Annotated in this window: 9 protein-coding genes; 1 reads left to right on the top strand and 8 read right to left on the bottom strand. The window is 72.2% G+C overall.

Features of this window, described 5'->3' with window-relative positions:
• Window positions 1-177: 177 nt before the first annotated feature.
• The 3 genes from IPQ09_10045 to IPQ09_10035 all read right to left on the bottom strand — a co-directional run bounded on the left by IPQ09_10045 (window position 178) and on the right by IPQ09_10035 (window position 4256).
• Window positions 178-2151, bottom strand: a complete 1974-nt coding sequence (locus IPQ09_10045) for an ABC-F family ATP-binding cassette domain-containing protein (protein MBL0194542.1) — start codon at window positions 2149-2151, stop codon at window positions 178-180.
• A gap of 247 nt (window positions 2152-2398) precedes the next feature.
• Window positions 2399-3337, bottom strand: a complete 939-nt coding sequence (locus tag IPQ09_10040) for a hypothetical protein (protein MBL0194541.1) — start codon at window positions 3335-3337, stop codon at window positions 2399-2401.
• On the bottom strand, window positions 3330-4256 hold the full coding sequence (locus IPQ09_10035) for a hypothetical protein (protein ID MBL0194540.1): 927 nt from the start codon (window positions 4254-4256) through the stop codon (window positions 3330-3332). Before IPQ09_10035 ends, IPQ09_10040 begins: the two co-directional genes overlap by 8 nt.
• 107 nt (window positions 4257-4363) lie before the next feature.
• Here IPQ09_10035 and IPQ09_10030 point away from each other — a divergent pair, with 107 nt between their 5' ends.
• Window positions 4364-4945: a YqgE/AlgH family protein gene (locus tag IPQ09_10030; protein ID MBL0194539.1), complete on the top strand. Its 582-nt coding sequence runs from the start codon at window positions 4364-4366 to the stop codon at window positions 4943-4945.
• A 57-nt stretch (window positions 4946-5002) separates the two neighbouring features.
• On the opposite strand, the gene IPQ09_10025 is transcribed toward IPQ09_10030, so the two are convergent.
• The 5 genes from IPQ09_10025 to IPQ09_10005 all read right to left on the bottom strand — a co-directional run bounded on the left by IPQ09_10025 (window position 5003) and on the right by IPQ09_10005 (window position 13888).
• A complete protein-coding gene (locus IPQ09_10025) occupies window positions 5003-6310 on the bottom strand; it encodes a FliI/YscN family ATPase (GenBank protein ID MBL0194538.1) in 1308 nt (435 codons plus the stop codon).
• Window positions 6307-8823, bottom strand: coding sequence for a VCBS repeat-containing protein (locus IPQ09_10020; protein MBL0194537.1), 2517 nt, complete (start codon window positions 8821-8823; stop codon window positions 6307-6309). The genes IPQ09_10025 and IPQ09_10020 overlap by 4 nt, the downstream gene beginning before the upstream one ends.
• 130 nt (window positions 8824-8953) lie before the next feature.
• The gene (locus tag IPQ09_10015; protein ID MBL0194536.1) at window positions 8954-10180 is read right to left on the bottom strand and encodes an adenylate/guanylate cyclase domain-containing protein; all 1227 of its coding nucleotides are present in this window, start codon (window positions 10178-10180) and stop codon (window positions 8954-8956) included.
• Window positions 10181-10275: 95 nt separating this feature from the next.
• Window positions 10276-11361, bottom strand: a complete 1086-nt coding sequence (gene dnaJ / locus IPQ09_10010) for a molecular chaperone DnaJ (GenBank protein ID MBL0194535.1) — start codon at window positions 11359-11361, stop codon at window positions 10276-10278.
• A 142-nt stretch (window positions 11362-11503) separates the two neighbouring features.
• Window positions 11504-13888, bottom strand: coding sequence for a hypothetical protein (locus IPQ09_10005; protein ID MBL0194534.1), 2385 nt, complete (start codon window positions 13886-13888; stop codon window positions 11504-11506).
• Window positions 13889-13922: the final 34 nt, after the last annotated feature.

Raw genomic sequence — 13922 nt, 5'->3', positions numbered from 1 at the left:
TGTCGTCGCGGACGACCAGCGGCCCCGCGGCGGCGGGCTCCTTCTTGGGTAGATCCGGGTCGTTGCGAGAACAGCCGACCGCGACCGTCGCCGCGAGCGCGAGCCCGAGCGCGCACGCGCACGCGACGAGGCGCGTCCCGCCAGCGAGACCTCGATCGAGGCCGAGACCGCGGCCGCTCACGGGCCGCCCTCCGAGAGGCGAGTCCACTCGTCCATCATCTTCTCCACGCGCTTCTGCAAAGACTGCTCCTCTTTGGCCTTCTCCGCCAGCTTCGCCCAGTCGCCGCCGGGATCCTCGCGGAGCTCGGCCCGGAGCTTCTCCAAGGTGGCCTCGCCGGCCGCGATGAGGTCCTCGAGCTCGGCCACGCGGCGCTTGCGGCGCTCCTTGTCACGCGCCTGCTGGCGCTGCTGCTCGAACGAGGCGCGCGGCGCTTCGGACGCCTGGCGCGCGGCGGACGCGGCGGGCGAAGCCTCGACCTTCTTCGGGGGCGGCGCCTTCGATCTCTTCGCCGACCTCGCCGCGGCCTCCTCGCCGGCCGCCGCCGAGGCCCGCTTCGCGAGGTGCGCCGAGTATTCGCGGAAGGTGCCAGGGTACACGTCGACCGCGCCGTCGCGCACGGCGACGATGCGCGTCGTCACGTTCTCCAAGAAGCGCCGATCGTGCGAGACGAGCACCACGGTGCCCTCGAAGCCCGTGAGCGCCTCCTCGAGGATCTCGGCCGCGGGGATGTCGAGGTGGTTGGTCGGCTCGTCGAGGAAGAGCAGGTTGCGAGGCTCGAGCAAGAGCTTCGCGAGGGCGAGCCGCGAGCGCTCACCGCCCGAGAAGCCCCCCACGCTGCGGAGCGGATCGTCGCCCCAGAAGCGGAACCGGGCGAGGTACTGGCGCGCCGCCTCCACCGTGAAGTCGGCCCGCACGCGGCGGACCTCCTCGACGGCGGTCTTCGCGGTGTCGACCTCGCCGAGGTGCTGGTCGAAATATCCGTCTTGGAGGTTCGTGCCGCGCTTCACGGAGCCCACATCCGCGGCCTCGCCACGCCCCGCGAGGAGCTTCAGCAGCGTGGACTTGCCGGCGCCGTTCGGGCCCACCACGCCGATGCGCTCGCCACGGCGGATGAGCAACTCCACACGAGAGAAGAGCGCTCGCCCCCCGCGCGACGCGGCGAGGCCCCTCGCGTCGAGCACGATGTCGCCCGAGCGGAGCGCCGGTGCGAACCGAAACGCGATGCGATCGGCGACGTCCCACACGTCCTCGGGGCCGGAGACGCGCTCGAGCTTGTCGAGCATTTTGCGCCGGCTCTGCGCCATCTTGGTCTTCTGTCCCGCGATGTTTCGCCGGATGAAGTCCTCGGTCTTCTCGATGAAGGCCTGCTGCCGCTCGAGCACGGCGCGCTCGCGCGCGAGGTCGTCTTTCCGCGCCTCTGCGTAGGCCGAGTACGCGAGCGGGTACGCGCGCAGCCCCCTCGTGCCGAGCTCGAGGGTCACGTTCGACACGTTGTCGAGGAACGCGCGGTCGTGAGAGACGACGACCAGCGCGCCGCGGTACGCGACGAGGAACGACTCGAGCCAGGCGATGGTGTCGAGGTCGAGGTGGTTCGTGGGCTCGTCGAGCAGGAGCAGGTCGGGCTTCTTCGCGAGGATCGTCCCGAGGGTGAGCCGACCTCGCTCTCCACCCGAGAGCGACGCGACCGAACGCGACAGATCGCGCTCCGAAAAACCTAGTCGCTGCGCTAGGATAGACACCTCGCGTTCGAGCTCGTCGCCCTGCGCGAGGTGGTAGCGATCCTGGGCGTGCGCGAGCGCGTCGAGCGCGCGCGGCTCGCCGGTCGCCGCCGCCTCCTGGGCCGCGGTGAGCGCCTCGCGGAGCGCGAGCACCTCGGCGAAGCCCGACAAGAACGCCGAGAGCACGTCGCCGGTCGCGCGGACCTCGTGCGACTGTCGGTAGTACCCAACGCTCGCGCCCTTGCGGATGAGCGCGCTCCCGGCGTCCGGCTCGAGCTCGCCGGCCACGATGCGCAGGAGGGTCGACTTGCCCGCGCCATTGGGCGCGACGAGCGCGGCCCGCTCGCCCGCGGCGACGGTGAAGGTGACGTTGTCGAACAGCGTGTCGCCGGCGTACCCGAAGCGCACGTTGCCCACTTGAAGAACGGTCACGACGGACCCCTCGAGGGGCCCCGGTGCGGGCCGACCGACGGCGCGGCGCGCGACAAGGACGTCGTCCAAGAGAGCGAGACTGTTCCTGTTTCTGTCGTTTCTGTTGGGCCGCGCCCAAGCCCAGGTGCACGATTCAAGGCGAGACCTCGCCTTCGGCTCGGGCCCGCCTTCGACCTTGGTTCGCCCTGGGGCTCACGTTCAGGTTCAAGAGGAGCCCTGCACTAGCACGGCGCGGGGTCGCACGCGTTCAAAACGAGGCGCGCGCGCCGCCGACGAACCCGCCGGGAAGGGGCGACGCGCTCCAGGTCCAGCTGCGCCAGAAGCGCGCGGAGTCTGCGGGCCTCCGCTCGAGCGACGCCGCGGCGCGCTCTCCGCCGGGTGCCGTCAGGAAGAGCACGACGCCTGCCACGAGCGCGGCGCCTCCGAGCCCCGCGCCGACGCCCGCGATCGTGCGCCGCCCCGCCACGGCGTCGACCTGGTCTTGCGTGCACTTCTGACCCACGCCGCAGGTCTCGCGGAGGGTGTTGACCTCCCCGTTCGCGGCGAGGGCGAGGACCGTGGCGGCGCCCAGCCCGACGACACCGACGCCGCCGACGACGAGGCCAATCGTGCGCTGTGAGCTGGGCTGCCCCCCCACGGCGGCGCCGGACGCGACCGCGGGGCCACTCACGGCGGGGCTGGGGGACTCACCGAGGACGCCCACGATCACGCGGTTGTGCTCGCCCTGGCGCACGAGCCACCGCTCCTCCTTCACGTCCTTGCCGCGTTGGAAGCGGAACGTGTGCGAGCCGGGATCCACGTCGACCGACTTGCCATCGAGCCCGCGCGGGGCGGCGCCGTCGATCGACACGGTCGCGTCGATGAGGTCCTTGCCGCCCGGGTCCCGCGCCGAGAGCACCACGGAAGGCAGGCTCTCCGCGACCTCGCCGAGCCACTTCTCGCACTCGTTGCGCACCAAGGCCGGGCACGCGTCGGCGCGGCACACGCGGAGCTGCTCGCGCGCGGCCACGAGCTTGCTCGCGACGCGCAGGCGCTGGGCGTCCTCGTAGGCAGCGAGGCACACGGCCTTCTGGTTCGGGGCCGCGGCCACGGCGTGCGTCGGGGCGAAGGCGACGCCGAGGCTCGCGAGGCTCGCGGCGACGACCGCCGCGCGGCGCAACCGCGACCGACAACGCGCGCTACCCACGCGGCCCGTCCTTCGGCGCGTCGCCGTCGGCGTCGACGGAGGCGTCGGAGCTCGGGAGCACGGGGTCCAGTGACTGGATCTGAAACTCGCTCGTCTCCGTGTAGCGCAGCTCGCCGAAGAAGGGCGCGGTGGTGGTCACGGTGCTCGATCGCACCCCTCGCAGAGGGAGGGAGGAGCGCGCGTCGAGCCAGAGCTCGAGCGCCTGCGTGCCTTGCTGGGTGCTCCCCGTCACGGTTCGCGTGACCTCGACGTGAATCGCGGAGACGTCCTGCCCGGCGACGTTCAGCACCTCTCGACCCAGGAACTTGAGGAGACCGCCCTGCCGAAAGCCGCTGTCCGGCGGGGTGGTGTTCTGCCCCTCGCAGAGGTGTGGCGCCTGCTTATCGCGCTCGAGCGTCGGGCCAAGGATGAGGTTCTCCGGCGTGCAGCGCCAGCTCGCGAGGTTCGGGTTCCTGAGCGTCCCGAAGACCCAGACCTGCTCGTCCTGCCCGCTCGACTCGACGAGCCTGTCGCCTCGCTGGCAGAGGTTGAGCGTCCACGAGTGCGTGGCGCTCGCGAAGAGGGAGAACGAATAGCAGGCGTCGGCGACGCCGCCGTCTCCGCGGGGCAGAGGCGCGACCACGCCGTCCATGACGGGCCCCTGAAGCTGCTCCTTCAGGGGACCTCCGTCGATTCGCGTGAGCTTGTCGAGGCCAGTGCCCACGTAGCGGTAGGTGCCCGATTCCGGGCGGTACAGAGGCGCCGACGCGTCGGTCAGCCCGACGTCCAGGGGCCCGTCGGTGACCGGCCCGTCGGTGGCCGGCCCCGAGTCGTCGGGAGGCGGGGAATCCGCGCCGCCAACCAGCCCTTCGAGCGACGCGCACGCGGCGAGCAGGAGCCCGATGACCGCCACCGCGCAGGCCTTGCCGGTCCGTGTCATCCTCGCAGCGTACCGCGATTCGCTCCCCGCACAATGTCACGTCGCCCCACACGGCACCCGGCCGGCCGACCCTGCCGACACGCGAGAAGATCTGCTACGACCTTGGGGTGTCGATCCACGCCATCGAGCCTGGCCTGCTCCTCGCCGCGCCCCGCCTGGGCGATCCACACTTCCAGGGGACCGTGGTGCTGCTCGGCGTCCACGAGGCGACAGGGTCGCTCGGCTGGACGCTGAACGGCGCCCTGGTGGACGACGCGTCGACCATCGTCCGCGCCACGAGCCTCGTGGCGCCCGACGACGCCCTCCCGGACACCTTCGAGGGGCCCGCGCTGCGCGGCGGCCCGGTGTCACCGAACTCGGTCTGGATCGTGTACCGCCGCGCGGCCGGCGACGAGCTCTTGCCAGGGTCGATCACCGTAGGCGACGAGATCGCCGTCACGTCTTCCGTCGAGGCGCTCCGCACGCTCATCGACTCCCGCGGACCCGAGGTCTTCCGGCTGCTCGTGGGCTACGCGGGGTGGGACTCCGGCCAGCTCGAGCGTGAGCTGTCGCGCGGGTCGTGGCTGCCCGCCGCGGCCGACGCGACGCTGCTCTTCGAGGGCGACACCGGCACGCTCTGGGAGCGCGCCTACGCGCAGGCCATCGGGACGATCCCGCAAGCGTTCGTCGGCACACGCGGCCAGGCGTGATCGGCCCCTTCCTTGCGTTCCGCACCGAGTCGACGCGCGCGAACGTGGGCGTGGCGATCAACCCACGAGATCTTCGAGCGCGCCCACGGTCGAGGCGAACGTCGCTGGGTCCCCGGGCCCCTGGCTGAGCAGGCGCTCGATCCGCGCGAGCTTGGCCAGGGCCTCGTCGAGCGTCTTGTCGGCGCCCTTCGCGTAGGCGCCGAGCTGCACGAGGTCGCGCTTGCCCTCGTAGGCGACGAGCAGCGCCCGCAGGCGCACAGCGAGCCGCTGGTGCTCCTTCGTCGCGACCGCCCCCATGAGCCGTGACACCGACGCGGGCGCGTTCACGGCGGGGAACCGGCCCCGCTCGGCGAGGCCACGATCGAGGACGATGTGCCCGTCCAGGATGCCGCGCACCTCGTCGGCCACGGGCTCGTCGAGATCTCCCCCCTCGACGAGCACGGTGTAAATCGCGGTGATGCTGCCGCCGCCACCCGCGCGGCCCGCGCGCTCGAGCAGCCGCGGGAGCGCGGCGAAGACGCTCGGGGGGAAGCCTCGGCGCGTGGGCGGCTCGCCGACCGACAGCCCGATCTCGCGGAGCGCGCGCGCGTACCGCGTGATCGAGTCGACCACGAGGAGCACCCGCATGCCTCGATCGCGAAGCCACTCCGCGTACGCGGTGGCGATCTCCGCGGAGCGCACGCGCTCGAGCGCGGGCACGTCGCTCGTCGCCGCCACCACGATGGCCTTGGCCCGGCCCGCCTCGCCCAGCTGCTCGAGGAGATCTCGCACCTCGCGCCCACGCTCGCCCACGAGCGCGCACACGACCACGTCGGCGTCGGCGCCGCGCGCGATCGCGCCGAGCAGCGTGGTCTTCCCTACCCCCGACCCCGCGAAGAGCCCCACGCGCTGCCCCTCTCCGAGCGTGAGCAACCCGTCGATGACGCGCACTCCGGTGGGGAACACGCGATCGATGGGCGGGCGCTCGAGCGCGCGCGGGGGCGCGCGGTCGGCCGCGACGGTCGCGCAGCCGGGGTCGAGCTCCGGCCCACCGTCGAGGAAGCGCCCGAGCCCGTCCACCACGCGACCGAGGAGGCCCTCCCCCACCGGGACGCGGAAGGGGGCGCCGGTCGGCCGCACCTCGTCGTCGGGTCCGACCCCCACGAGCGAACCGAGGGGCATGCCGATCGCGACGCCCTCCGAGAAGCCCACGACCTCGCAGGGGAGCGGCTCGCCCCGCCGCTGGACCACCACCACGTCGCCCACCCGCGCGCCCGGCAGCGCGAAGCGGAGCGCCAGCCCAGTGACGGCCAGCACGCGCCCCCGCACCGGCGCCGAGGGGGTCTCTTGCAGACGCCGGCGCAGCGCTTCGAGGTCCAACCTCAGCGGATTCCCGTGCAGAATACACCCACAACGAGGCCCGCGTTGTTGTCGCCGTTGCACTCGGCGATGGCGCCGTCGTCGTTCGGGAGCACCGTGACGTCGACGGCCGACGCCGCGGCGCCCGGCGGGGTCGCCCAGGTGCAGCTCACCTGCTCGCACTTGCCCGGATCGAGCGGCTGGGTCGTGCGCGCCGAGCACACCTTCGCGCCGGCCACGTAGAAGCCCACGCTCACGCCCGCGCCTACCGGCGCCGTGCCGCGGTTGCACGCCTGCGACGTGAGCTGGGCGCCGCCGGACGAGTTGCACGCGAACGAGTACCCTGCCTGCGCGGTGAGGTCGGAGATGTCCTTCGCGTCCGCCGTGCCCGGCACGTTCTGGCGGAAATTGTTCAGCCCAGGGGTGACCCAGTTGTTCGCCCACGACGAGGTCTTCGGGATGGTGCCGTCCTCGTTCACGTGCGTCACCGCGTACGCGTGCTGGTTCCAGATCGTGCGCGAGCGGACCCACCGGTCGGCCGCGTCCTCGTACACGCGAATGCCCTGAAGCCCCTTCGGGTGGTTCGCGCGGCAGGTCTTCCCCGCGCCCGCCGTGCCCGCGGGCGGGTTCGCGCACTTCGTGCCGAAGCCCTCGCACTTGGTCACGTCCTTGTCGGCGCAGCAGTCGGCGCTGGTCGTGCAGCGACAGTAGCCCTGGTCGCACACGCCCGAGACACAGTCGGTCGGCTTTTGGCAGACGAGCCCGGCGAACTGCGTGTCTACGCCCTGCGCGTCGATGTTCAACGTGCACGCCTGCCCTACCCCGACCGGCCCGCACGCCGTGTTGTTCGGCACGACGAGCTCGGCGCGAAAATCGCCATCCACGTCCGCCACGATGGGGTTCTCGAGCCAGGTGCACGACGAGTGGTACTGCGAGAAGAGCACCCGCCCGTCGACGCCCGAGTACACCCGCGCGAAGCACTCGTCGGCGTAGACCGCCTCGGCCTTGCCGTCGGCCTCGAAGTCGAAGATGGAGCTGCCCGTGGTGTTCGAGGTGATGTCCTGCGTGCCACGCGACCAGAGGATGCGATCGGGGCACGCGCCGCCCGCGGCGAAGTCGCAATGCGTGCGGTCTGCACACTTTCCGCCGGGCCGCGGCGTGGCCTGGCAGTCGGGGTCGAACACGGTGTAGTAGGCGCGGCCGGCGAGGGCGACCTCCGGCAGACCGTCGCCGTCGAAGTCGGCCACCGTGGGCGGGCCGCCACCGCCGCCCGGCACGGCGATTTGCATGCCCATGAACACGGAGTGATCGGTCTTGAAGATGGTGAGCAGATCGGTCGTGGCGACGGCGATCTCGGGCTTCTTCTGCCCGTCGAACGGGTTGAAGTCGGCGATCGCGCTACAGCACGGGCCGGTGGGCCTGGCCTGCGAGTACGTGGTGTCCTCGACCCAGGCGTTGGCGACAGGGTCGAGCTCCCACACGCGCGCGCCGTTGGTGAGCTCGACGCGAGGATCCGCGTCGAGGTTCGCGAGCACGCTGGCGATGCCCTGACTGTAGGTCGCGTAGTTCGCTGGCGGCGCGGCGCGGAGCTTCCCGGTGGCGCCGTCGAACACCCAGCCCTCGCGGACGATCTCGGGCTTCCCGTCGTCGTCGAGGTCGTGGACGCTCGGCCCGGCCCACCCCCCCGTGAGGGTCGCCTTGAAGATGGTCGTGCCGTCGGCGTGGGTCGCCTTCTTGCGCGGCCAGAGCGGGGCCCACGTACCCGACTTCTTCGTGAAGGCGACCATGGTCTCGCCGTCGGTGCCGACCATGTACGCGATGACCTCGGGGTTCTTGTCGCCGTCGAGATCGGCGAGGGCCACCGAGGCCGACGAGCGCGCCCAGTCGATGGCGCCATCGGCGTCGAGGTCGACGCCGCCGAGCACGGCCTCCTGCGCGCAGTCGGTGCCCCGCAGCACGCGGATCACGCCCAGGTTCTCGGTGTAGCTGTTCGCGACCGGCGCCGTGAACGGCACGACGATGCTGGGCGGCGCCGTGGGCCCGCCCAGCCGCGCGACGGCGGGGGTGGCCTGCACGTCGACGTGGTTGGGGAAGGGATCGCCCACGATGGGCACCGCCTTCGGGAACTCGCACTTGCTCTTGGGCGCGAAGGCCCCCGGGATCGCGCCGAGCTTGCACGTCGGATCGGTGAGCCGCCCCTCTGGCACGGAGCCGTACGGGAGGCACTTGCCCGATGGCTCGTGGCAGTAGCTGTCGTAGCGGCACGGCGTGGCCACACCCCCCTCGGGGCGGCAGCTCGGTTGCGGAGGGACGCACACGTCGCCCACGCAGGTGAGCCCCGTGGGGCAGCCCGTGCCACAGCCGCGGCCGCCGTCGGACTTGCCCGGTTCGAAGGTGCTCGCTTCGCTCCCACCCTCGTCGGCTCCCGCCTCGGGATACGAGAAGAGAGAGGTCGGCTCCTCACCGCACGCGGAGACGGCGACGATGGATCCGGCGGACGCCACCGACGCCACGCACCGAAACAACCACCGCCCCCTCATGTCGACACCTCGCCTTCGGCTCGGGCTCGCCATCCACCTTCATTCGCCGCTGCGGCGTTCACTTTTCGGTTCATGGAGACCTCGCTCTCGGCAGCGTAGCAGGTGGTCCGGCCGCCGTGGCCCGAGGTCGCTACGGGGAGACCTTGAGCACGTCGGCCTTGGGACGCTCGCCGAGCAGAAGGTACGTCTCCATCTCGCCCTTGCCCTTGACCTGAATCACCCCGCGGCGCTCGAACGAGAAGACGCCGTCGAGTCGATCGTAGACCTCGCGTGTGACCTGGATCTCGCCGGGCCGACCGCTCGACTCCATTCGGCTGGCCGTGTTCACGGTGTCGCCCCAAAGATCGTAAATGAACTTTCGCTTTCCGATCACGCCAGCGACGACCGGCCCGGAGTGGACGCCGATGCGGACGCGCAGCGTGTAGCCGCCCTCGCGGTTGATGTCCTCCAGCGCCTCGCGCATTCGCAAGGCCATGCGTGCGACGCGCTCGGCGTGATCGTTGGAGCGCTCGGGCAGCCCGGCAGCGACCATGTAGCAGTCGCCGATGGTCTTGATTTTCTCGACGCCAAGCGCGGCGGCCATGTCGTCGAACGCCGAGAACGTGCGGTTCAACATGACGACCAGCTCCTCCGGCGTGAGGCGCTGGCTGAGCTCCGTGAAGCCCACGAGGTCGGCGAAGAGGACGGTGACCTCGGCGAAGCCGTCGGCGATCGCCTCGCCGTTCTCCTTCAGTCGCGCGGAGATGGGGGCGGGTAAGACGTTAAGCAGCAGGCGTTCGGAGCGCGCGTGCGCGAGGGCGAGGCGCTCCTCGGCGGTCGCGGTGTCGCGCGTGAAGAGGTGGACGATGAGGAGCACCGTGACGAGCACGGTCACGGCCGAGACGACGTCGAGCGCGAGCGCGGTGTGCGGTGAGACTCGGCTCTCATGGAGCTGCGGCGCGACCACGACGTAGACACAGCCGACCAACGACATCGCCGCGAACCCGAGGCGGTAGGCCCACTGCCGCTCGGAGAACAGCAGGAACGCCACCACGGCGAACAGGAACATGTAATAGATGAAGCCGACCCGACCGCCGAGCAGCGTCGACGCGACGACGACCGTCGCGTTGATGGGGGCGAGCACCGCGACCCGTGCCAGAACGAGCGCGCCACGCTGCGCGCAAGCGAGGGCGAGGCAGAGCACCGCCACCGCGATGACGTTCGTCACCAGCGACGCATAGAAGCGCGGGCCCGCGAGCGCATAGCCGACGGCGAAACCACCGCAGCTGACCGCGCCGATGAGGGCGCTCTGGTTGGTGAGTCGAATGCGCCGCCGTTCGCCGGGCGGCTGGTTGACCTTCACCCCGAGCGAAGACATGCGCTCGAGCCAGCCGCGAAGCCCCGTCGTGGGAGCCTGCGCGAGGCTGAGCGGCGCGAACTCCTCGGCCGAGGGCGGTCCGCCTCGTGAGGCCACTACCCCGTGCCCGCGGCGAGCTCGGCGTCGAGCTGCTCCAGGAGAGAGCGTGCGCGGTCGCTCAACGCCGTGGGCACATCCACCTGGAGAACGACCACGAGCGCGCCACGGCCGCGGCCGTCGAGCCGCGGCAGGCCCTGGCCCTTGATGGTGAAGACAGCGCCTGGCTGGGTGCCGGCCGGCACGTCGACCGAGACCCGAGGCCCCTCGGAGGCGCCGGGCTCGGCCACGTTCTCGACGAGGACCTCCGCGCCGAGGGCGGCGGCGGTGAAGTTGATGTGCGCGCGGGTCACCAGATCGGCGCCGTCCCGCTCGAAGCGCGGGTGCTCTTCGACGTCGACCTCGACGTAGAGATCGCCGGCCTGGGAGTTGGGGGGCCCGGGCATGCCCTGGCCAGGTACCCGGAGGCGCTGGCCCGAGTCGATGCCGGCGGGAAACTGCACGCTGACCTTGCGCTGCCGCTCCACGACCCCACGCCCGCGGCACCCGCCGCACGGGTTACGGATGTGCTGACCCGCGCCGCCACATCTCGGACAGGGCGCGGTGAACATGACGAACCCGCGCGCGTTCGACACCTGCCCCGTGCCGCGGCAGTGGCCACACACGTCGGGCTTGCTGCCTGGACGCGCGCCGTTGCCTCCGCAGTCGGTGCAGGCGGCCGGCGTGCGGAGCGAGACCTCGCGCTTGCAGCCGTGGGCGGCCTCGGAGAGCGTGATGCGCTGCTGCACGCGCAGGTCCTCGCCGCGCGCAGGCCCTCGACCGCGACCGCCTCGGCCACCCGAGAACATCTCGCTGAAGAGATCCTGCATGTGCGAGAACATGTCGTTCACGCCGGGATCGAAGCCGCCGCCGCCACCCTCCAGGCCGGCGTGCCCGAACTGGTCGTACACCTGGCGTTTCTGCTCGTCGGAGAGCACCTGGTAAGCCTCGTTGATCTCCTTGAAGCGCACCTCGGCCTCGGGGTTGCCCTGGTTCCGATCGGGGTGGTGCTTCATGGCCTCCTTGCGGTAGGCCTTGCGCAGCTCGTCGGCGGAGGCACCGCGGGCCGAGCCCAACACTTCGTAGTAATCACGCTTCTGGGACATAAGTGAAGGCGCTCTCGGCGATGCGAACGGCGGCGATCGGGGCAACGGGCGACGCCGCGGGTCTCGACGGCGGGTTACACGAGACCGCGGCGCAAGATAAAGCCCGCGCGGCGACTGTCAACCGCGCAAGCGGCCCCGCGCCTTAGGCGTTCGCGGCGGCCAGGCGCCCCTCGAGCGCCTCGATTCGGGCGTTCCTCTCTTCGAGCTCGGCCTGCAGCTTGGCGAGAGCCTGCGCGTCGGCCGCGAGCCGGGCCTCGTGCTCCTGGACGAAGCCTTGCCGCAGCGCGAAGAGCTCACTCTCGAGCCGCTCGTTCTCGGCGCGCAGCGCGGCGACGGCGGCCGACTCCGCGGCGGGCGGGGTGGCGGCGGCAGGCGGCGGGCTCGGAGGCAGCGTCCGCTCGAGCTCGAGCTCTTGGATGCGCCAGGCGCGAGCCTCGAGCTCACCCTCGCGGCGCGCGCACTCGGCCGCGAGCTCGTCGAGGCGCGCGCGCAGCTCGGCGACGCGAGCGTCGTCCTGTGCGGGCCGGGGGGCCGCCTCGCGGGGCTCGGAGTGTGCGCCGCCGGGGACCTCGCCGCGGTGCAGCTCGTCGAGCGCCGAGAGCAGGTCCTCGATCATGCGGGCGCGCCGCGCGAGCTCCACGTCCTGCGCCTTCAGCATTCGCGCGCGCTCGAGGAGCTGGCCCTCGAGCTCCGTGACCTCCCGCGCGTGCTCGCCGGCGACCTGCTCGAACGCGGGCGCGAGCTGCGCGAGGCGCTCCTCGGCGAGGGCGAGATCGCCGAGCCGGCCCTCGACCGCGCGGGCGAGCTCTTCGAGCTGCTGGGCGCGAGCCTCGGCCTCGGAGGCGCGGGCGTCGGCCTGCGAGCCGCGGGCGTGCGCTTCCGCGATGCGCCCGTCGGCGGCCTCGGCGCGAGCCTCGGCCGACGCCGCGCGGCGGGTCACCTCGGCGAGCGCTCGCTGCATGCGCCCCTCGACCTCGTCGGCGCGGGCGACCTCGGTCAGCAGCTCGTCGACGCGTCGTTCGGCCACCGCGACGCGCTCGTCGGCGCGAGCGACCGCGGCCTGGAGGTCCGACGTGAGCGTCGCCAGCTCGTCGAGGCGTCCGTCGGCCGCCCCCGCGAGCAAGATCGCCCCCGCCGAGCGCTTCTCCGCCTCGGACAGCGCGCGCTGCAGCTCCTCGACCGCCGCGAGCGCCTTGGCCGCGGCCTCCTCAGCGCCCAGGCGATCGGCCTTGGCCTGCGAGAGCTCCGCGGCGTGTTGCGCGGCGTTGGCGCGCGCAGCCTCGAGCTTCCGGGTGAGCTCCGCCACCTCCGTCGACGCTGCAGCGGCCCGCCGGTCGGCCGCCGTGGCGCGCCCCTCGAGGACCTTGAGCTGGGAGTCGTCCACCACCGGGGACGGCGTCGAGAGCGGCTGCTCGAGGCGGTTCTTCGCGTCGATGAGATCCTTCGAAAGCCGAACGATCTGGGCATCTTGGACGAGCAGCTGGGCCTCGGCCTCTTCGATGCGCGAGGTGAACTCGGTCTGCGCGGCGCGGAGCTGGCCCTCGAGCTCCGCGGCGAGGCGCGCCTGCAGAGCGACCGAGGCCTCCTGGCTCGCCTGCATCGCCTCGGCGATGGTGACGGACGCCTGGGCGCGCGCGTCGACGAGCGATTTCTGGGCGACCTCGAGCTCCATCGCGAGCCGCATGCCCTTCTCGCCCTCGCGGTCGAGGGTGTCGAGGAGGGTCTCGACGTGGGTCCGCTGGCGCTCGACCTCGGCCAGCCCCGCCTCCAGGCGCTCGCGCTCGGCGTCCGAGACGGAGGGCGCGGCGGCCGGGAGCTGGATGATGGCGTAGCCGTCGAGCGTCAACGGGGCGTGCGACGCGACCGCGATGTACGCGCGCGGAGCGCTCGGCTGGCTGAGCTGAGAATCGACCGTGACGTCCGGCGCCTCCGCGCCGAGCTCGACGTACGCGACGCCGCCGAAGCCGACCTCCCCAACCATCGTGACGTGCGGGAACTCGAGCGACACGAGATCGTACAGCTCACCGTACTCCAGGCCGTCCGAGCCCGCGGCGGTGCGCGCGATCACCGCGCCGCCGGCCTCGAGGAGCCGGCGTAGCTGCGACAAGAACCCGGCGGCAGAGGGGACGGAAGCGAGCTCGAACACCACCGCGAACTGGAAGGCCCCGTCGCGAAAGTCGAGCGCGCGGTCGTCCAGCGCCGCGACGGTGAGGCCGCGCGCCGCGGGGGCGAGGGCGGCCCGGGCCGAATCCGGGTCGAAGAGGTGCACCGAGCGGGCGCCGAGGGAGAGGAGGCGCTCCCCCACACCCGAGCTGGCGGCGCCGACGACGAGCCCTCGGCGGCCACGGATGTAGGGCTCCGCGTAGGCGCAGAGCGCGTGTTCGACGGTTACGGTGGGCGCTGCGACGACGGCGGGCGGGCGGCCGCGCTCGGCCAAAGCGCTCAAGGTGGGGGGAGGGGGCGCGCTAGCGGCGTGCTGCGCCACGGCGGCGCCGTGGTTGCGGACGTTCACGGGGCTCTCGGGCATTTCGCCGCTAAGCTAAGCCGGCGGCCACGAATGG

The sequence above is a fragment of the Myxococcales bacterium genome (genome assembly GCA_016720545.1).
GTDB lineage: Bacteria > Myxococcota_A > Polyangia > Polyangiales > Polyangiaceae > JAAFHV01.
The sequence above is the reverse complement of the archived record's forward strand: the minus strand, read 5'-3'. Positions and strand labels throughout refer to the sequence as shown.

Excerpts from the sequence above, each read along its gene's own strand:
- IPQ09_10005 (MBL0194534.1), bottom strand. The coding sequence starts at position 13,888 with ATGCCCGAGAGCCCCGTGAACGTCCGCAACCACGGCGCCGCCGTGGCG.
- dnaJ (MBL0194535.1), bottom strand. The coding sequence starts at position 11,361 with ATGTCCCAGAAGCGTGATTACTACGAAGTGTTGGGCTCGGCCCGCGGT.
- IPQ09_10020 (MBL0194537.1), bottom strand. The coding sequence starts at position 8,823 with ATGAGGGGGCGGTGGTTGTTTCGGTGCGTGGCGTCGGTGGCGTCCGCC.
- IPQ09_10015 (MBL0194536.1), bottom strand. The coding sequence starts at position 10,180 with ATGTCTTCGCTCGGGGTGAAGGTCAACCAGCCGCCCGGCGAACGGCGG.
- IPQ09_10035 (MBL0194540.1), bottom strand. The coding sequence starts at position 4,256 with ATGACACGGACCGGCAAGGCCTGCGCGGTGGCGGTCATCGGGCTCCTG.